General features: G+C 56.3%; 21 protein-coding genes. 7 read left to right on the top strand and 14 right to left on the bottom strand.

All coding sequences use genetic code 11. The features are described 5' to 3' along the window. Window positions 1-332 precede the first annotated feature (332 nt). The 4 genes from HPC62_RS00695 to HPC62_RS00680 all read right to left on the bottom strand — a co-directional run bounded on the left by HPC62_RS00695 (window position 333) and on the right by HPC62_RS00680 (window position 3,354). On the bottom strand, window positions 333-857 hold the full coding sequence (locus HPC62_RS00695) for a DUF937 domain-containing protein (protein WP_172353312.1): 525 nt from the start codon (window positions 855-857) through the stop codon (window positions 333-335). Between the two features lie 369 nt (window positions 858-1,226). After that, complete coding sequence (locus tag HPC62_RS00690; protein ID WP_172353311.1) at window positions 1,227-2,192, bottom strand: protochlorophyllide reductase; 966 nt, start codon at window positions 2,190-2,192, stop codon at window positions 1,227-1,229. Window positions 2,193-2,351: 159 nt separating this feature from the next. After that, window positions 2,352-3,041: a two-component system response regulator RppA gene (gene rppA, locus HPC62_RS00685; RefSeq protein WP_172353310.1), complete on the bottom strand. Its 690-nt coding sequence runs from the start codon at window positions 3,039-3,041 to the stop codon at window positions 2,352-2,354. Window positions 3,042-3,069: 28 nt separating this feature from the next. Next, complete coding sequence (locus HPC62_RS00680; RefSeq protein ID WP_172353309.1) at window positions 3,070-3,354, bottom strand: hypothetical protein; 285 nt, start codon at window positions 3,352-3,354, stop codon at window positions 3,070-3,072. A 79-nt stretch (window positions 3,355-3,433) separates the two neighbouring features. Here HPC62_RS00680 and HPC62_RS00675 point away from each other — a divergent pair, with 79 nt between their 5' ends. Continuing rightward, window positions 3,434-4,429 carry a GNAT family N-acetyltransferase gene (locus HPC62_RS00675; protein ID WP_172353308.1) on the top strand — a complete coding sequence of 332 codons (996 nt, stop codon included), beginning with the start codon at window positions 3,434-3,436 and terminating at the stop codon, window positions 4,427-4,429. A 30-nt stretch (window positions 4,430-4,459) separates the two neighbouring features. Here HPC62_RS00675 and HPC62_RS00670 read toward each other — a convergent pair whose 3' ends face one another. Beyond that, the gene (locus HPC62_RS00670; RefSeq protein ID WP_172353307.1) at window positions 4,460-5,452 is read right to left on the bottom strand and encodes a ligase-associated DNA damage response exonuclease; all 993 of its coding nucleotides are present in this window, start codon (window positions 5,450-5,452) and stop codon (window positions 4,460-4,462) included. A 122-nt stretch (window positions 5,453-5,574) separates the two neighbouring features. After that, window positions 5,575-6,306 (bottom strand): phosphoadenosine phosphosulfate reductase, encoded by a 732-nt coding sequence (gene cysH, locus HPC62_RS00665; protein WP_172353306.1) that lies wholly within the window; start codon window positions 6,304-6,306, stop codon window positions 5,575-5,577. Window positions 6,307-6,422: 116 nt separating this feature from the next. On the opposite strand from cysH, the gene HPC62_RS00660 reads away from it, so the two are divergent. Next, entirely contained in the window at window positions 6,423-6,701 is a 279-nt protein-coding gene (locus HPC62_RS00660; RefSeq protein ID WP_172358700.1) for a glutaredoxin family protein, read from the top strand. Window positions 6,702-6,709: 8 nt separating this feature from the next. On the opposite strand, the gene HPC62_RS00655 is transcribed toward HPC62_RS00660, so the two are convergent. Further along, window positions 6,710-7,363: a LysE family translocator gene (locus tag HPC62_RS00655; RefSeq protein WP_205370821.1), complete on the bottom strand. Its 654-nt coding sequence runs from the start codon at window positions 7,361-7,363 to the stop codon at window positions 6,710-6,712. A gap of 521 nt (window positions 7,364-7,884) precedes the next feature. Here HPC62_RS00655 and HPC62_RS00650 point away from each other — a divergent pair. The 3 genes from HPC62_RS00650 (at window position 7,885) to HPC62_RS00640 (ending at window position 10,689) form a co-directional block, all read left to right on the top strand. Then, a complete protein-coding gene (locus HPC62_RS00650) occupies window positions 7,885-8,484 on the top strand; it encodes a VOC family protein (protein ID WP_084782239.1) in 600 nt (199 codons plus the stop codon). 27 nt (window positions 8,485-8,511) lie between these two features. Next, on the top strand, window positions 8,512-9,747 hold the full coding sequence (locus HPC62_RS00645; RefSeq protein WP_172353305.1) for a pre-peptidase C-terminal domain-containing protein: 1,236 nt from the start codon (window positions 8,512-8,514) through the stop codon (window positions 9,745-9,747). A gap of 156 nt (window positions 9,748-9,903) precedes the next feature. Continuing rightward, a complete protein-coding gene (locus HPC62_RS00640) occupies window positions 9,904-10,689 on the top strand; it encodes a phosphate/phosphite/phosphonate ABC transporter substrate-binding protein (RefSeq protein WP_205370822.1) in 786 nt (261 codons plus the stop codon). A 6-nt stretch (window positions 10,690-10,695) separates the two neighbouring features. On the opposite strand, the gene HPC62_RS00635 is transcribed toward HPC62_RS00640, so the two are convergent. From HPC62_RS00635 to psb30, 5 genes are all read right to left on the bottom strand, one after another. Further along, entirely contained in the window at window positions 10,696-11,331 is a 636-nt protein-coding gene (locus HPC62_RS00635; protein ID WP_172353303.1) for a histidine phosphatase family protein, read from the bottom strand. Beyond that, entirely contained in the window at window positions 11,331-11,717 is a 387-nt protein-coding gene (locus HPC62_RS00630) for a hypothetical protein (RefSeq protein WP_172353302.1), read from the bottom strand. The genes HPC62_RS00635 and HPC62_RS00630 overlap by 1 nt, the downstream gene beginning before the upstream one ends. 226 nt (window positions 11,718-11,943) lie before the next feature. Next, the gene (locus HPC62_RS00625; RefSeq protein WP_172353301.1) at window positions 11,944-12,294 is read right to left on the bottom strand and encodes a histidine triad nucleotide-binding protein; all 351 of its coding nucleotides are present in this window, start codon (window positions 12,292-12,294) and stop codon (window positions 11,944-11,946) included. A 293-nt stretch (window positions 12,295-12,587) separates the two neighbouring features. Continuing rightward, a complete protein-coding gene (locus tag HPC62_RS00620) occupies window positions 12,588-13,604 on the bottom strand; it encodes a ribose-phosphate pyrophosphokinase (RefSeq protein ID WP_315872758.1) in 1,017 nt (338 codons plus the stop codon). A 401-nt stretch (window positions 13,605-14,005) separates the two neighbouring features. After that, window positions 14,006-14,137: a photosystem II reaction center protein Ycf12/Psb30 gene (gene psb30, locus HPC62_RS00615; protein ID WP_068508718.1), complete on the bottom strand. Its 132-nt coding sequence runs from the start codon at window positions 14,135-14,137 to the stop codon at window positions 14,006-14,008. A gap of 420 nt (window positions 14,138-14,557) precedes the next feature. Between psb30 and HPC62_RS00610 the strand changes: the two genes are divergently transcribed. Together HPC62_RS00610 and HPC62_RS00605 are read left to right on the top strand one after the other, a co-directional pair. After that, window positions 14,558-14,908 carry a YkgJ family cysteine cluster protein gene (locus HPC62_RS00610; protein ID WP_172353300.1) on the top strand — a complete coding sequence of 117 codons (351 nt, stop codon included), beginning with the start codon at window positions 14,558-14,560 and terminating at the stop codon, window positions 14,906-14,908. A gap of 5 nt (window positions 14,909-14,913) precedes the next feature. Beyond that, entirely contained in the window at window positions 14,914-16,083 is a 1,170-nt protein-coding gene (locus tag HPC62_RS00605) for a DUF58 domain-containing protein (protein WP_172353299.1), read from the top strand. Window positions 16,084-16,151: 68 nt separating this feature from the next. Here the strand turns inward: HPC62_RS00605 and HPC62_RS00600 are convergent, their stop codons facing one another. Beyond that, entirely contained in the window at window positions 16,152-16,916 is a 765-nt protein-coding gene (locus tag HPC62_RS00600; RefSeq protein WP_172353298.1) for a GUN4 domain-containing protein, read from the bottom strand. A 167-nt stretch (window positions 16,917-17,083) separates the two neighbouring features. Then, window positions 17,084-17,581 (bottom strand): D-glycero-beta-D-manno-heptose 1-phosphate adenylyltransferase, encoded by a 498-nt coding sequence (gene rfaE2, locus HPC62_RS00595; protein WP_172353297.1) that lies wholly within the window; start codon window positions 17,579-17,581, stop codon window positions 17,084-17,086. Between the last annotated feature and the right edge of the window lie 37 nt (window positions 17,582-17,618).

Raw genomic sequence — 17,618 nt, 5'->3', positions numbered from 1 at the left:
TTTCTCGCGGGCGCAGCCCGCGATAAATCGTCCAAAACCCAAAGAGCTTATCGCAAGTGCGTAAGTCCTGCTCGATTTTGGATTTTGGATTTTGGATTGCTAGTCAGGCGTTGGTGGGGCTGCCAGAAATGTCATTCGTAGCGTCATCTAGAGAAGTGATGTCAGACGCTATCAGACCAGAAAACCGTCGGTTCAGCAGATCTGCAACCTGTCGATTTTTCCACTCCTTTTCTTACTGATAAAACAAACCCATAAAAAGACTTCCTGAAGATTCTTGCGTTGCAAATCTCCAGGAAGCTGACTGTCAAACCCGTGGAACTAGACGCTAAAACCTAACGAGGCGGATTCAGGAAACGGCTGGCAAATTTCAGTGTTTCGCCGAGGTCGGTCGATTTTTCGTCGCCACCGAGGAAAGCAGCCAGCAGGGGGTTGCCGCCACGGGTGCCAGGTTTGGGTGCGCCCAGGTTCAGCATCCCCATCGCAGCCGTAATCAGCCCTGGCAGCATTCCCTGGACAATGGTGGGGCTAATGCCAGTTGTAGAGGAAATAGTCTGGATGGCCTGTTGCTGTAGTCCGGCAGGAATCAGGGATTGTAGCGCTGCACCGCTAGCGGAACTACCCGCGAGTTGACCGATCATGCTTTCCAAGCCTCCCATCCCTGCGGTGGTTTGCTGCTGCTTCAGCGCAGTACGAGCTAGGTTGCCCACCACAGAGAAGGCACTCTGGGTCGTCGCAGGATTGAGACCCTGGTTCCCTGCAAGTTGAGAGACAGTATTGACAATGGAACCCAGCGAACTAACGCTGGCTTGCTGGTTGGGGTTGTTGATCGCGCTTAAAACGTCAAAGATAAGACTCATCTTTTTGCCTCGGTGTAAAACAAATTCAGCGGGTTGCTGAATGGGGTGCTGAATAGCAGAATGCATCAAACTATTCTGCTGATGCATGTAAACTCTGTTCATATCGAGCGCTTGGCTGCGCCGATTGATTCAGGTAAATTTTGCCACGAGGGATCGGGATTTTGGGTGTTGTGCAACACTTCGATTACCATAAAACAGGCTCTACAGCTTTTATTCAGACTGTAGAGCCTAATTCGATTGCAAGAGCCGACCTGTTCGAGGAGGAGTTTGCCTGCCGAAAGACGCGCGGCGACATCGAGCAACAATGTACGTCCTCAGAGAACTTTTACGCAAAGGGAGTATCGTTTGGCATACAGGATAGCCAGGTCGCTACAGCCCAACGAGTTTGGCGCTGAGCGTCCAGAGGCGATCGCCCAGGGCATCGTTTGTGGCCTTTTCCGACAGCTCTTGAACAAAGGACTCGCGCCCCTGCTTTTGACGGTTGCCCCAGCTCCAGTGAACTCCGGACTGCTTGAACGCCGGATCAGCTACGACCTGCGCCACGCGCTCGCCCGCCAGTTCTTGCGAGACATAGCCGCCTGTGATGTTCTTTTGGAACCAGGGGAAGACTTTTTGGAAAATTGGGTAGCTATTGCGGAACAGCGGCGTGTCGGCGACGCAGCCAGGGTAGAGCGAACTGAAGGTAATGCCCGTGGTGTCGTGATAGCGGCGATGCAACTCGCGCACGGTGATCATGTTGCAGAGCTTGCTGTCTTTGTAGGCTTTGCCGGCCTTGAACTTTTTGCCGTCAATCATGGAAACCGGCGCTTTGAAGCCGGCCTCTAGCCCTTCCAGGTTGCCTAGGTCGGCGGGCGCGGGAATGGGGATCTTGCCACCCAGTTCCTTGGAGTTGGCAGTGACGGTTCCCAAAATGACCAAGCGCTTGTCCGCGGCGGGGGAATCCTTGAGGTCGCCTAATAGCAGATTGCACAGCAGGAAGTGCCCAAAATGGTTGGTAGCAACGCTGAGTTCATACCCCTCTGGGCTACGGAGCGGCTCCTTGAGCAGGGGCATATAAACAGCGGCGTTGCAGACTAGCGCATCGAGCGATCGCCCGGTGGCGTGAAAGTCATCCACAAACTTGCGAACGCTGTCGAGCGATCCCAGATCGATGTGCAGTAGCGTGTAGTGATCTTTGGGAATGCCGACGGACTGTGCAGCGGCTTCGGCTTTGGCTAGATCTCGACAGGCCATGACCACATGCCATCCACGCTGGGCCAGGGCTTTGGTAGCGTATAGCCCCACTCCCGAAGAGGCTCCGGTTATGATTACGGTCGGTTGCTGAGAGTTTTGCATTTTATTAACAACTTACGGTGCGCTGTGATGTGTCTCCATGATTCATGATGATTGCACACCGTTGAGCCACGAAATGTTGAGTTATTACGCGAAATGTTGAGTTATTCAAAGCCTAAACAGAAGGCGAGAACTGGGGGCGATCGCCCCGCGCTCCCTGCCCTATTCTCCAAACCGATACCCCTTCCCATACACCGTATGAATCAGCGTGCTTTCGCCCTTGCCTTCGATCTTGCGGCGGAGCAGGCGAATTTGCGCCGCTAGTACATTGCTGCTGATTTTCTCGGCATCGCCCCACACCTGCTCATGGATTTGGGCATGGGTCAGCAGTTGATTGGGATGCCGCATGAGGTAGTCCAGCAGTTGGCTTTCTTTTTCCGATAGCTCGATGGTGCGTCCCCGACGATAGGCTACCTGATTGTCCAAATCTAGCTCCAGATCCCCAACGGCGAGGCGAGCGGCAGATCGGACTGGCACGCTGGGTTCCAGGCTAGGGGGCCGCCGCAGCAGCGCCCGCACCCGCGCCAGCAACTCTCGTAGCTCAAACGGCTTGACTAGATAGTCGTCTGCGCCTGCATCCAGCCCAGCAACGCGGTCATCGATCGTGTCTTTGGCCGTGAGAAATAAGACGGGCGTGGTGTCGCCCTTGGCGCGGAGCGACTGACAGATTTCTAGCCCGCTCTGGTGGGGCAGCATCCAGTCCAAAATCAGCAGGTCGTAGCTGCCCTGCGTTGCCAGGGTTCCCCCCTCTGCCCCATCGTGCGCCACATCGACCGCGTAGCCTTCGCGCTTGAGGACGTGGGTCAGCGGCTCGGTGAGTTCGATTTCGTCGTCTACTAAGAGAATTTGCATGGAAGTATTTTATGCCAGGGACTAGGGGCTAGCGGAAGCGATCGCGCTCTAGGTCAAAAATCGCCTTCTCCCAGCACCAGGCAGTTGGACGGTCAGGATAGCGCTGCTGGACAGATTCCACCAGGCGATGGGCAGCGGCGCGATCGCCATTCAGCAGTCGCACCAGTCGCTTTTCTAGAACAGGCTTGACACCCCCGGCGGGTTTTCCATGCAACGAGCGGGGCCGCCTCCCCGTCGCCAGCCAGCGCACCAGTTGGGCGATCGCCCATCCCGCCAGCCCAAACAACGCCAGGTAAATAATTGGTTCCAGCATTTCTCAAGTTGCGATATTAAAGCTATGACAGAGACAGCGCCAGATTTGCTGCCGATCGGTCGTGGCACGCCCTCACACCATGCTTACAGAACGTTACATCCAGGTTAACAATTCTGCTGAACTGGCTTCCCTGGCGACTCAGGGCGGTTTTCCGCTATTGGAGGCGCGGATGTTTGAGCTACATCAGCTGGATGCCCACTGGGTTTTGCTGCGGGGCGAGGCGATTGCGGGCTATTGCTCGCTGTGGTGGCGATCGGTGCCAGAGTATCCGGGCGAACGGCTGGGCTTAATTGGGCATTACGCCGTAGCGGATGGGCTTGCCGCAGCAAGCTTGCTGGGACACGCCGCAGGGGAACTGGCGGCCCAGGGCTGCACCTTGGCGATCGCCCCCATCGACGGCAACACCTGGCGGCGCTATCGGCTGCTGAGCGATCGCGGCACGGAGCCGCCGTTTTTCCTAGAGCCAGACAATCCTGATGAATGGTGCGGGCAGTTTGAGGCGGCGGGCTTTGGGGCGATCGCACACTATTCCTCAGCGCTGGCGACGGACTTAACCCAGGTCGATCCGCGACTGACAGCCGTACAGCAGCGGTTGGACGCGGCAGGCGTGAAGATTCGTCCGCTGGCACTCGACCAGTTTGACGCAGAGCTAGAGCGAATTCATGCCCTATCGCTGGTGGCGTTTCAGCGCAACTTTCTCTACAGCCCGATTTCCCAAGCAGAATTTCTGACGCAGTATCGCCAAGTGCGTCCCTACGTGCAGCCAGAACTGGTGCTGCTGGCAGAGCAGGAGTCGCAACTGGTGGGTTTTTTGTTTGCCGTGCCCGATTTGCTCCAGGCGCAGCGCGGCAAAACGGTGGATACGGTGATTATCAAAACCGTAGCAGTGCTACCCGGTCGCCGTTATGCAGGATTGGGCAACGTGCTGGTGGCGCGAGTGCAGGCGATCGCCCATGATCTCGGCTATCGTCGTGCCATTCACGCCCTCATGCATGACGACAACAATTCTCGCAACCTGAGCAGCCGTTATGCCCATTCCATCCGGCGTTACACGCTCTATGCCCGCAAGCTCTAAAGTTGGCTTACGAATTCATTTACGTTCAATTCAAATATCACCTTCTCCCTCGAACAGCGTCTTAAGCGGCATCGCGTCCACATTCTGTTCTTCTTTTAGGTAGCGGGACAATACATCTGTCTGCCCATGAGTCACGTAAACAGTTTTTGCCTTAGTTTGACGCACTGTATTCACAAGTCCATTCCAATCAGCATGATCTGAAAGGACGAATCCACGTTCATAGCCGCGTCTGCGTCGTGCGCCGCGCACCGCCATCCAGCCAGACGCAAAGGCAGTCTGCGGATGCTGAAACCGCTTCATCCAGCTTGAGCGATGGCCCGACGGCGGCGACAGCACCAAGTCACCCTGAAACTTGTAGCTGCGGGGCATCTCGGAGGTGGGAATCGTTTGCACCATTGGAATTCCGAGGCTGCGATAAATCTCCGTCAGTGCGTGAATGGCACCGTGTACATAGACAGGGCGATCGCAGAAATTTCGCAGTTCACTCAGAATTCGCTGTGCTTTGCCAAAGGCATAGCAAAACAGAAGCGAGGGACGTTCCAAGTCGCTTTGCCACCAGTCGTAAACTTGCCTGCACACCTCTGCTCCGCTTTGCCAGTTGTAAATTGGCAACCCAAAGGTTGCTTCGGTAATAAAGCGATCGCACTCCACCACCTCAAACGGCGCACAGGTCGGGTCTGCATCACGCTTATAGTCGCCCGAAACGACCCACACTTCACCCTGATGCTCCACGCGGATCTGCGCTGAACCCAGCACATGCCCCGCCGCATGAAATGACACCCAAGTTTCCCCCAGTTTTAGCGGCTCACCGTAGGCCACGCCCTGAAGCTGAATGCTCTCGCCCAGCCGCTTTTTCAACACGCCTGCGGACACATCGGTTGCAATGTATCGGGCTGACCCCGATCGCGCATGATCGGAATGGGCGTGGGTAATCAGTGCTGTGTCTACTGGTCGCCACGGGTCGATAAAAAAGTCGCCCGCTTCGCAATAGAGTCCTTCAGGGCGAACGGTAATCAGCGTCATAAGCAGGGAGGCTCGGCAGGGATGAAAACAGAAACGAAAAAGAGGCGCACAACTGCACGCCTCTACACCGTAGCGAACGGGAAAAGTTTGTTGAACCCAGACTTGAGCCGAGATATGAAACCCTAGATGTGAATGCCGCACTCGGTTTTGCCCGTACCGCGCCAGCGACCAGCCCGCTCGTCTTCGCCTTCGCCGACGGGGGTGGTGATTGGCTCGTCGCCAATGCTGGGATACCCCTGATCGTGCAGCGGGTTGTAAATCATGCTGTGTTCCGCGACGTAGGCCCAGCTATCTTTGCGTGTCCACGACGCTAGGGGGTTGATCTTGAGGCGGCCCTGCTTATCCAGCTCAAACACGGGCATATCGGCGCGGGTGCTGGCCTGGTCGCGGCGGCGGCCGGTGATCCAGGCGACGGTGTTGAGTTCGCTCAGTCCGCGCTGGAGTGGCTCGATTTTGGTCAGGTCGTGAAACCTGAGGATGTCGCTATCCCACAGCGCCTTGCCGTACTTTGCGGCAAAGGCTTCGCGGGTGTCTACGTCCTGAATTTTGTAGACCTGGAGGTTGAGGGCGTACAAATCTTTGGCTTTGGCAACCAGTTCCAGCGTTTGAGGAAAGTGGTGAAGCGTGTCCAAAAACAGCACAGGAACGGGCTGAGCAGGCTTGATTTGCTTGTAGAGAATATCTGTTAGCACCAGGTCATCTACGTTAAAAGCGCTGGTTTGCACGAGGCCGGTGGGGATGTTTTCCACGCTCCAGGCGAGGATGTCTTTGGGATGAGCGGTGTCAAACTGCTGATTGAGCGCGTCTAGGTCGAACGGCTGCGTCTGCGCCGGAGCGTCTACGGATTGAGTCATAATGCGTGTTTAAGGGTTGAGGTTGCCAGTTGGGAAAATCTCAATGAGTATATTTTACGATAAAAGGCGCATAAGCCGATGGGGAAATGGGGATTGAGAAGAATCAGGGGTTTATGATGAAGCTCATTCTCTACAGCAAGCCCGGATGCCACTTGTGCGAGGGGCTTCAAGAAAAGCTGACGCAGGTGCAAAGCGTTTCTATCGATCTGGAAATTCGCGACATCACCACTCGCGACGACTGGTTTCAGGCCTATCAATATGAGATTCCGGTACTAATTTGGCAGCGCGATCGCCCCGATTCCCCGCCCGCCCTGATTCCGCTGCCCCGCCTCTCGCCCCGGGCCGGCGTGGCGCAACTGGAGGCGCTGCTGCAAAAGGCGCTGGCCGCAGCGTGACGGTCGCCTTATGCCGCAGTGAGAATCAGCAATAGCCCAACTGCCACCATCACACCACCGGCGATCGCATTCAGCCGAGTGCTGAGCCCCCCGCCCAGGAGGAACCGGGTTTGGTCTGCCAGCAGCGCGTAGATGACCTTTACACCCCCGACAGCGGCGATCGCCACCAGCATAATCACGCCTGCATCGACATAGGACACCTGAGACATATCCAGAAACGCAGGGAAAAAGCCGAGGTAAAACAGTGTTGCCTTTTGATCGGCCAGGGTAATCAGCAGCCCGGTTAGAAAACTGGAGACTCTTGATGAGTGAGAGATGGACTGCGCTTCCACAGGTTGCTCTCTGGCGCGAAATAGCCGAAGGCCCAGCCAGATTAGATAGGCTCCGCCCAGGTATTTGATCAGAAACACCAGGCTGCCCAAGGCGCTGGATAGAAATGAGAGTCCCCAAAGGGCGATCGCAATAAACAGGAGATCACCCACCACGATGCCCGCCGCCGTCAACACGCCATGCAGAAACCCAAGGCTGGCCGCCCGCGTGGAGACTGTGAGGACGCTGATGCTGGGAATGGCTGCCAGAACCACCATTGCTGAAAATAGGGCAACGATGTTGCTCAGGGTCAGATTGCTTTGTGTCCATGTTTGTGCCAATGTCGGAAACATCTCGGAAGCATCCAAGTGTTAATTAAGCGGCAATCAAGCATCAATTCTCGATTTTGGATTTCCGGTTTTGGATTGCCCGTCAAGCCTTCGCAGGGCTTCCAGCATGTTTATTCATTGTGCCAATTGGGAGAATTCGGGAAATGGAACGGGTGTATCCCACTTTTGTAGCCCTCACCCTAAATTCCTCTCCCACTTTGGGAGAGGGACTTCCAATCTGGCTCCCCTTCTCCCTTTTTGGGAGAAGGGGCTGGGGGATGAGGGCAAACTTGCAGCACTGGGATGCGCCCAATGAAGCAGGAAGGGCGATCGCCCCGCCTCCCCCCTCCCATCTCAAGCTGCATCGCCGGCCTTGATGACCCAGACGTTCTTGGTACACTGGAGTCAGTAATCGTGCCCACCCAGCCCCTCTAGCGCTCGCTCTACTGTGCAGATGCTCATGGCTCTGGCTTCCCTTTTCGTGCTTCGTGCTTCGTTCTTCTAGCGCTCGCTCTACTGTGCAGATGCTCATGGCTCTCCCTCTAATGACCGCTTCACTAGCAGACCCTCTGTTCACCAAGCTTCTATTTACCCAGCTTTTCTCTCTCTTCCTGGCGATCCCAATCGATGGGCTGTTGTCTACTCAGGGCGTGATGGTGATGCTGCTGGTTGCCTACGCCGGAGCCATGTGGATGTTTCTTTCCAGCGCCCCCAAGGTTTACACCATTATGGTGTCGGATCTAGAGCTAGCGCGGCGTTTCTATGAAGAGGTGCTGGATTTGCCCGCCGCCGATGTGCCGCTGCATTACTACTACAACTACGAGCAGACCATTGGCGGGGCTGGGTTAGACCCGCTCTATCTATCGGGCACCACAGGCTATTCCACCAGCCCTTCGCTCAGCAATCCCGACGGACTGTGGTATCAACTCCGCAAAAAGACCCAACTTCATGTGATTACGGGCGCAAGCCTGGGCGAAAAGAACCGCCAGCGCCATGTCTGCTTTGATCACGACTGTCTGGAGCAAATGCTGTTGCGAATTCAGAGTCGGGGCGCGCAGTACAAAATTCGCAGCGACAAGCCGCTGAACTTTTTGGTGAAAGACTGGGACGGTCGAATTTTTGAGATGTCCGAAGTGGCAAACTAGCAAGTCCGCCAACTGGGTATACACGCTATGACTCCTCCCGATCGCGCTGGAAACACATTAAACGCTGCGCGGCGTATTCGCCTATCAGAAACGCCCAAGTCCTTTCGCGATTTCGTAGGCGGCAAGGATCTGGATTTCTACCGATTTCGAGTGCTGCGAGCCAGCCAGTTTTCGCTGAATCTGTCGGAGCTAACGGCAAATGCAGATGTTGCTCTGCTGGATGACCAGGGCAAAACCCTGCTCCAGTCGGCTCGAAAGGGGAAGCGCCCAGAAGTGATCCGTGACACCCTGACGGCAGGCACCTACTTTATTCGCGTAGTGCCCAATCAGGCAAACCAGCGGACAAACTACAAGCTTACGCTGTCGGCTGCGCCGCTAAAGACCAGCGACTTCAAAATTGAAATCGACTATCGCTTTGACACGAGGGGTTGGTTTACCCCGCTGCGGCGAGCCGTGCTAGAGGCAGCGGCAGAGGTCTGGTCTACGATTATCCGGAGTGAGTTTCCTGATGTGCCCACGGGGAAACGCACGCCGAACGTCCGAAATCCGGCCACGGGGGGAACCGTGCGAACCTTTGTGACCGATCGCCCGATTGATGATTTGACCATCTTTGTCGGGGCGCGGCAACTGGGCGGCACAACCCTGGCGCTGTCGGGGCCGTCGGGCTACTTTGTGGGTGAGAGTCGGTACGAGGGCAGTGTGTTCCAGCCGTGGATTGGCTCGATGGCGTTTAACCTCACCACAGACTGGTATTTTGACCGCACGCTCGACAGCACCAGCGATGTTCCTAAAAATCAGCAGGATTTTTTCTCGACCGCGCTGCATGAAATTGCCCATGTCCTGGGGTTTGGCACCAGTCGCGCCTTCAGTCGGCTCATGACCAGCAGCGGCTTTGGTGGGTCGAATACGAGAGCGCAGAACGGCGGCAATGCCCTGCCGTTGGACAGTTCTGAGCACATTCGCAATGACTACACCTTTGGCGGCGTGGGAGAACCCTTGATGACCCCGTTTGCCCAGCGAGGCCAGCGTAAGCGGGCAACGGTTTTGGATATCGCGGTGCTGAATGATTTGGGCCATACGGTGTCCTATGGCAATGCCAGCGTGAACCCCCTCAGCACGCAGGCAGCCCAGTTTGCGAGACAGGCAACGCGGCGCAGAGGCGCACCCGTGAATAGGGCACTGGGTCAACGGTTGCTATCGTATGGGCGCTGTGGCTGTAGCGGCTGTTTGGTGGATGCGGGTGCGGCCAGGGGACTGGCATAGCGGCATGTTGTCTGCTGGAGCAAGTCTGGTAGATTGGTCTTTTCTTAGTCCTTTTAGGGCTGGGAGATGGCGATCGCCCTTCGAGCTTGTTCGGCTACACGTATGGATCATCGACCAGATCAGTCTGGAACTGGCCTCTTAAAATTCACCTCTTGTATGGCTGATAACACGCTGCCTGTCATGGCAGAGATTGCGGCCTATGCAGAACGAAAACTCGAACTGCCGACCGAGTTTATTGACCAAATTCCCTGGCAACAGCGGGAGGAGCGCTTTGACCGAGGCGAAATTCAGGTCTGCTGGATTTGCGGTCTGCCCTATGTGCAAAAGGTCGATCAGCCAAATCCGCAGATTGAACTGCTGGCCGCGCCTGTGATGCGGGGCGATCGCTACCAAAATCGTCCGATTTATTTTTCAGACGTAGTGGTGCGGCGCGATCGCCCATTTCAGCAGTTTACGGATCTGCGCGGCGCACGCTGGGCCTACAACGAACCGCGATCGCACTCTGGCTATATCCTGACGCGCTACCACCTAGCCATGCTAGAAGAGCGCAGCGGCTTTTTTGGCAGCGTGGTCGAGTCGGGCGCACACCAGAATTCGCTCCAGCAGATCTTGAGCGGTGACGTGGATGCGTCGGCGATCGACAGCACGGTGCTAGAACACGCGCTGCGCGAAGATTCATCTTTGCAGCGTCAGATTCGCGTGATTGACACGCTTGGCCCCAGCCCCAGTCCGCCTTGGCTGGTGTCTACTACGGTTCCTGCTGCGCTCCGTACCCGCCTCCGCAGTCTGCTGGTGCAAATGGCCGACGAGCCAGAAGGAGAAGAGGTTTTAGCACGGGGCGGCCTGGCTCGATTTGTGCTGGTGGGCGATCGCGACTATGACCCCATTCGCCACATGCAGCAGATCGCCGCCGCCGTCTCGCTGTCTGGTTCAGAGGCGTGACTGCTGCTAAGTCCCGGTGCGATGCCGCAGGTCGCCCATATACGTGCGATCGCCCAACACCTCCAGCATCGGCCCGTGGTCGCCAAACTTCACAATGCTGACCGACCCAGCGTAAGCATTGAGGCGATCGCGATAGCGCCCCAGGTCAATGCCCAGCAGTGTGCAGAGCAAAATCCGAATCGTCGCCTTGTGCGACACCAGCAGCACGGTGCCCGTTGGGTGTTTTTCCTCGATCTCGGCCACCACCAGTGAAGCGCGGCTGGCAATTTCCACTGCCGTTTCGCCGCCTGTTGGTGGGTTCCAGGCGGGTTCAGTCATCCAGCGGATGTAATCTTCGAGATAGTGTTCCTTAACGAATTCTGGCGACTGGTCTTCCCATTTGCCATAGCGAATTTCCTTTAGCCCGTCGCGTAGCTGCATCTCTAGCCCCACCGCCTGACACAGCGGCGTAGCCGTCGCAATCGTGCGCTTCATTGGGCTGACGTAAACCGCATCCCAGGGCACACTAGAATAGGCCGCCGCAAAGGCCGCTGCCATTTGATGTCCTTCGGTCGTTAGCTCGGCATCGATCTCGCCGCAGTATCGGCCGGTCTGGCTATAGGGCGTTTCCCCATGCCGCAGGAAGTAAAGCGTGAGTCCCATTACTGCTGCGTCTGCCGCTGCTGCGAAATTCGATATTCTGCCAAATTCCACTCCGCCCGCTGTTCTTCTTCTGTTTCGTGGTGGATCTGATAAATTTCGCTGTCCAGCCCAAGCGCACTCGACATTGTTTTGGAATGCACCACGCGGTCTGCAATCGAGAGCGCGTCATTCAGCACACCAAACAGCGCCATTTCCTGGTCAATTTTTTCCAGGTCTTGCAAAATTGCCTGTTCCTTCTCTCCAGTTGCCGCTTCTAGCTGGCTCAGGCACTGGCTGCGCTTCACCTTACAGCGAGAGTAGGAGTTTTTGAAATACTCATGCAGCTTGGTAACAACGGAAGCAACCGATTGATTTTCGTCCAGAAAGCTGAGTTTGTCGGTATTCATTAGGGCTTATCTTAAGGCGAAACGATTTTTCTAGATCCTAAGGCTTATCCTCAAATCGGCAAGGGAGTTACGGGGTTTCTTTAGATCCAGCCGTGCGATCGCCCTTCAAAGCAGCCGCAGACTAAACAGCCGCAGACTAAGCAGCCGCAAACTAAACAGCCGCAAACTAAACAGCCGCAAACCAAGCAGCCGCAAACCAAGCAGCCGCAAACTAGGACAACACCCCTCAACCCGGCGGCCAGGCCAAAGCGCGACCGCCCAGCAGATGGAGATGCAGGTGATCGACCGTTTGCCCGCCATCGGTTTTGGTGTTGATCACGACACGATAGCCGTTCTCTAGTCCCACCTGCTCTGCGACCCGCTTCACTGTCATCAGCAAATGCCCCAGAATGCGATGATCTTCGGGAATTGCGTCGGCCAGGCAGGGAATTGGCTTTTTGGGCACAACGAGAATGTGGACAGGAGCCTGGGGGTTGATGTCTTTGAAGGCGATCGCCAAGTCATCCTCGTACACAATGTCCGCAGGAATTTCGCGGCGAATAATTTTGAGAAACAGAGTATCTGCTGGCTCGGTCATGGGATCACGCTTGAGATATTGAAAGATAGGTGAAATATAGGTCTGAATAGAATTCTCTAGCGACTGCGCTCAGCGTTTCACATTCAGCGGACTGGTGAAATTCTACGAGTTTCCTAGCAACTTGGCGCAACAGATTTGCCCAACAAGCCCAAACGCTCCGCGCCAACGCGACCAGCCCGGTAACCCAGAGAGCCAAAAAAAGATGGCGATCGAGCAAAACCTCACCTCGCCATCTCTGAAAAAATTGAGAACAAGCTCCGACTAGATGCCTGCGACAGAGCCTTATAACAGATCTAGCGGAACATGCTGCTCACTGAGCTGTCTTCGTGGATGCGCCAAATTGTTTCGCCAATGATGTTTGCCACCGACAGCACCGTGAGTTGTTCAAAGCGGTGATCTTCGGGCACAGGGATGCTGTTCGTAACGATCACCTCTTCAAACAACCCACTGGAGAGGCGCTCAGTGGCAGGCGGCGAGAAGACGGCGTGGGTCGCGCAGGCGTAGACCTGGCGTGCGCCCTGTTCCCGCAAAATCTTCGCCCCTTCGCAAATCGTGCCAGCGGTGTCGATCATATCGTCCACCAGCACAGCCGTTTTGCCGGCCACGTCGCCAATCACGTTCATCACTTCGGCCACGTTGTGGGCCTGGCGGCGCTTGTCGATGATGGCCAGCGGTGCGTCATCTAGCTTTTTGGCGAAGGCGCGGGCGCGGGCCACACCGCCTACGTCGGGCGACACTACCACAATGTCCGACAGTTGCTTGTTGGCGATGTACTCAATCAACACAGGCGAACCGTAGACATGATCAAACGGAATGTCGAAATAGCCTTGAATCTGGGCCGAGTGCAAATCCATCGCCAACACCCTATCCGCGCCTGCCTGAGTAATCAGGTTGGCCACGAGCTTGGCTGTAATCGATTCGCGGCCGGCAGTTTTCCGATCTGCGCGAGCGTAGCCGTAGTAGGGAATCACCGCCGTAATCTGGCGGGCGGACGCCCGATGGCAGGCGTCAATCATAATCAACAGTTCCATCAGGTGGTCGTTCACTGGGCAGCAGGTGGGCTGCATTAGGTAAACGTCGCACCCGCGAATGGACTCTTGAATTTGGACGTATAGCTCACCATCTGCGAACCGCTTACGAACCATCGGCCCCAAGTCCATGCCAAGATAGCGGGCCACCTCTTGGGAGAGGGGGACATTGGCAGAACCCGAAAACAGCCTGAGGCGGCTGTTGTCGGCAATTTGAGGCAGAGGAGGCTGAAGAGACAAAGCTGCCGAGCGGATCACAACAGTTCCTCGGGAAATAGTCACCGCAATCTTATCATTCCAATTTGACAACAGCCGCTCAGATTTCCAGGGAAATTAATAAATACTGGAAAATGTAAAACTGCCAAATATAGCCTTAAAGAAAGAAACGGTCAGAGTGAAAAAGTAGAGAAAACACTGAAACTCGGAGACGTCCGGATGTCTCCGAAACGACAGGTTTCCGAAACGACCCGTACACTCTAAGCTAATCGAAACAAAACCCAGTGAGGCTTTAACCGGGCAAAAACTATGAAAAGCAAATACGCGAAGCAAAAAGTGAGAAAACTGAGGCAATGCACCTAAAGATGGCGATCGCCCTCAGTCTCTCATGATAGCAATTGAATCCGGGCAGTGTGTAAACTCTCGTCAGCGTAAACGCTTGTCAACTACTTCAAGCTACGGAGAGATTACAGGTCGCCGCCGCGAAAAGCCAGCAGAAAAATCACCACTGGCCCGGCAATCATGATCATACCTACCAGAGTCAACTGAACAATGGCTTCCCAGTTAACATTGCCAACCAGATTGCTAATCAAATCCATTGCGCCCTCACGTGCCGCGAAATTTAGGTTAGGTTTAGTTAAGTCAAATGTCTTCGCCCATTTTACCTGTGTGGGGAACCCGATTCTCAGAAAGTTAACAAAAATCCGGTAGTTGTCTGGGATAGTTGGGCAGTGGGGAGTTCTAGCGCGTCATGAAGAGATGGAGCCGGTTCGGCTAAACGCTTTTCCCTTCAGGATTTCCAGAAATTGCCCCGCCCGAATTGGTTTGGCAGAGCCGTGTGGCGATCGCCCCGCGAAGCTGCATCAGAATAATTAAAAAACGTTACAAAACTTTCCCCTGAGTTTTTGGTCTGGGTTTTCCGTCGATGGGGCTGTCTGCGCTGATAGAGCCACGCGGCGCATATCTAGGTATTTCTGGGCACTTTGGAAGGGGCGATCGCACTTGGGAGTTGAAAGGCTATGGCAACCTGGCGTTGCGTGAAACAGTGTGGGGCTTGCTGCCACCTTGACCCAGCAGAGCGTCCTGATCTGGAAGAATATCTGTCGCCGCCAGAACTGGCGGAATACCTGAGCTTGATTGGCCCCGACGGCTGGTGCATTCACTTCGAGCCAGACTCGCGGGAATGCACCATTTACGAGAAGCGCCCCCGCTTTTGCCGAGTAGAGCCAGCCGTGTTCCAGGATTTGTTTGGCATTGAGCCAGAGGAGCTAAATGATTTTGCAATCGACTGTTGCCGCCAGCAGATTGAGGGCGTGTATGGCGATCGCAGTCTAGAGATGCTGCGCTTTGACCGAGAAGTGGGCATATAAGAACTATGAGGCTAGGCATTAAACGGTTTGGGATTCGGCGGCTGGGGGCAACCCTGGCAAACCGACTGGAGACGCGCTGGGTCGCGCCGTCCTATGGTGGCTGGGTCGCCCTTGGGCTGGCTCTATTTTTCTTTGGCGCAGCGACGAATACGATGGCGGGCTGGCTCTATGCTACCAGCGGGCTGATGGGGGCGCTGCTGGTGCTGGGGGCGCTGCTGCCGGGGCGATCGCTGCGGGCGCTGGCGGTTCGCCGAATGCCGATTGAACCCGTCAATGTAGGCGATGCTTTGAACTTAGAACTGGCCGTTGAAAACACTGGACGACAGGCAAAAACGCTGTTGCAGGTGTGCGATCGCCCGCCGCCAGAACTGGGCCCAGCAGAAACGACCGTCATCGAGTCGCTAGCGCCCGGCCAGACCTATCGCTGGGTCTACAGCCGCACCGCAGACCGACGGGGCGTGTATCGCTGGGATGGGGTGGATTTACGGACTGCCACACCGCTGGGCTTGTTTTGGGGACGGCGATCGCACTTAGTCAATGCCTCGGCCGTGGTCTACCCGACCGTGCTGCCCCTCAGCCAGTGCCCCCTGATCGACGAAATGGGGCAAGACCTCAGCCACACCACCGAAAGCCAGCGCCGCGCCCAGATGGCGACCGAAGGCGTGACGCGGACATTGCGTCCCTACCGCTGGGGCGACCCGACTCGGCTGATTCACTGGCGCACCAGCGCCCGCTACGGCGAATTGCGGCTACGAGAACTGGAGCGCTTCACAGGTGGACAGGAAGTTGTAATTGTGCTGGACAGCGCCGCCCTCTGGCAGCCCGATGCTTTTGAACAGGCCGTGATCGCGGCCGCCTCGCTCTATGCCTATGCGCTGCGCCAGAGCATGACCGTCAGCCTGTGGACTGCCGGAACGGGGAGTCTGCGGGGCGATCGCCTCGTGCTAGAAGCCCTTGCCGCCGTGCAGCCCGGTGAACCCTCCCCCAATCACCCGCCTACGCAATCTCCCTGCCTCTGGCTCACCCCGTCCTTCCAGCACTGCAACAGCCTGCCGCCCCAAAGCCGCTGGCTCCTCTGGCAAGATGCAGTCTCCAGCGGAAGTCGCCCAGGCGAATCGACCACTGGCCGAATCATCCAGCCAGACAAACCGCTACTTGTCCAGCTTCAGCAATAGACCGTCAGCACCTCGTGCAACCCAAAATCGCCAATCCAAAATCCCCAATCCAAAATTCAAAATCAGCCTCACTTCTCCTGCGCGGTCCACGCTGGATGTGCCATCAGCGAGGCCATCGTGCGTACGCCCCGGAGTTGATTGGACAGGGGCAGATGACCACGGGGAGCCGTCAAACTCCAGGTAAAGCCGCCCGGATAGCGTGTCCAGTTATTCCCCGACTTCCAGCCAATCAGCGGCCAGAGCCGATCCCAGTTTTTGCCCACGCTAAGCCACAGATCGCGCTGCACCGAAAAGCCAAACTTGCCTTCGGAATAGACGAGCCAGAGCGTGTTGATGGTCTGCAAATCCTCGATGGGAAAGTCATCGACTTCGGTGAAATAAATCCAGCGGCGCTGCACGGCAGCCGGCCCCGCCAGTTCGCACAGTTTCTCTAACGTCAGGCGATCGGCCGCCTGAAAGTCTTGCTGAACTAGCAGCGTTTGCAGCGGGGAATAGTCTATGCCGCGCTGCGATCGCCCAGGCACTAGCCCCTGAGGAAACTGGGTCTGCAAAAACTCCTGCGCTTTGGGAGATTCAGCAGCGGCCAAAATCTGCACGGCCTTGCCTTCCAGCGGCCCCGGTTTGCTGCCCTGGCGGTCTTGCAGCACCCGCATTAGCACCGTCAGCCCGGAGTCGCCTTGGGCGGCAATGTCTTGGAGCAACTGCAACTGGGTCTTCTCGTTTTCAGACTGGAGGCGGGCGAGGAAATCGGGAATGAAGTCAGACGCGCCAGGCTCGGACGAAGCGGTGATATCCAGCGGAGATTGTGACAGATTGGCTTGCACGTTATCCATGATTTGCAGCAGCACCGAGCAAAAGCGCGAGTTTTACGCGATTCCTCATTTTAACCTTTACAGGACTTACGCACTTGCCATCAGCTTTCTGGATTTTGGGCAATTTCTCGCGGCCTGTGCCCATAAGAAATTGCCCAACTGCGTAAGTCCTACTTTAATCTCCACCTCTACTCTTTGCTGGCTGCGCCTGCCAGAATGCGCTGAATGATCGCCGTGGTGGAACTGGGCACTTCTACTTGAATCAGCTCGATTCGCCCGCCGTAGGCCTGGACTGTGGGCGCTTCCGGCAGCGTTGCGACCGTGTAATCGCCGCCTTTAACATAGATATCAGGCTGGAGGGCCGATATCAGGGCGATCGCCGTGGGTTCCTCAAACACCACCACGCCGTCCACAGGTTTCAGCGCTGCCAACACCTCGGCCCGCTGGGCTGTGGGCACGATGGGACGCGGCGGCTGTCCGGGTTTGGCAGGCTTGATGCGCTGCACCGAGGCATCGCTATTTAGCCCCACGACGAGCGACCGCCCCTGAGTTGCCGCCGCCTGCAAGTAGCGCACATGTCCCGCATGAATCAGGTCAAAGCAGCCATTGGTAAACACCAGCGGTCGCCATTGGTCAGGATTTTGGGCGATCGCCTGCTGCAATTCAGCCAGGGTGTAGACGGGCATGGTCAGAGGTTTGGGAGTCAGGAGTTTAGGGAAAAGC

The organism is Thermoleptolyngbya sichuanensis A183, assembly GCF_013177315.1.
In the GTDB taxonomy this organism is placed as follows: domain Bacteria; phylum Cyanobacteriota; class Cyanobacteriia; order Elainellales; family Elainellaceae; genus Thermoleptolyngbya; species Thermoleptolyngbya sichuanensis.
The sequence above is the reverse complement of the archived record's forward strand: the minus strand, read 5'-3'. Positions and strand labels throughout refer to the sequence as shown.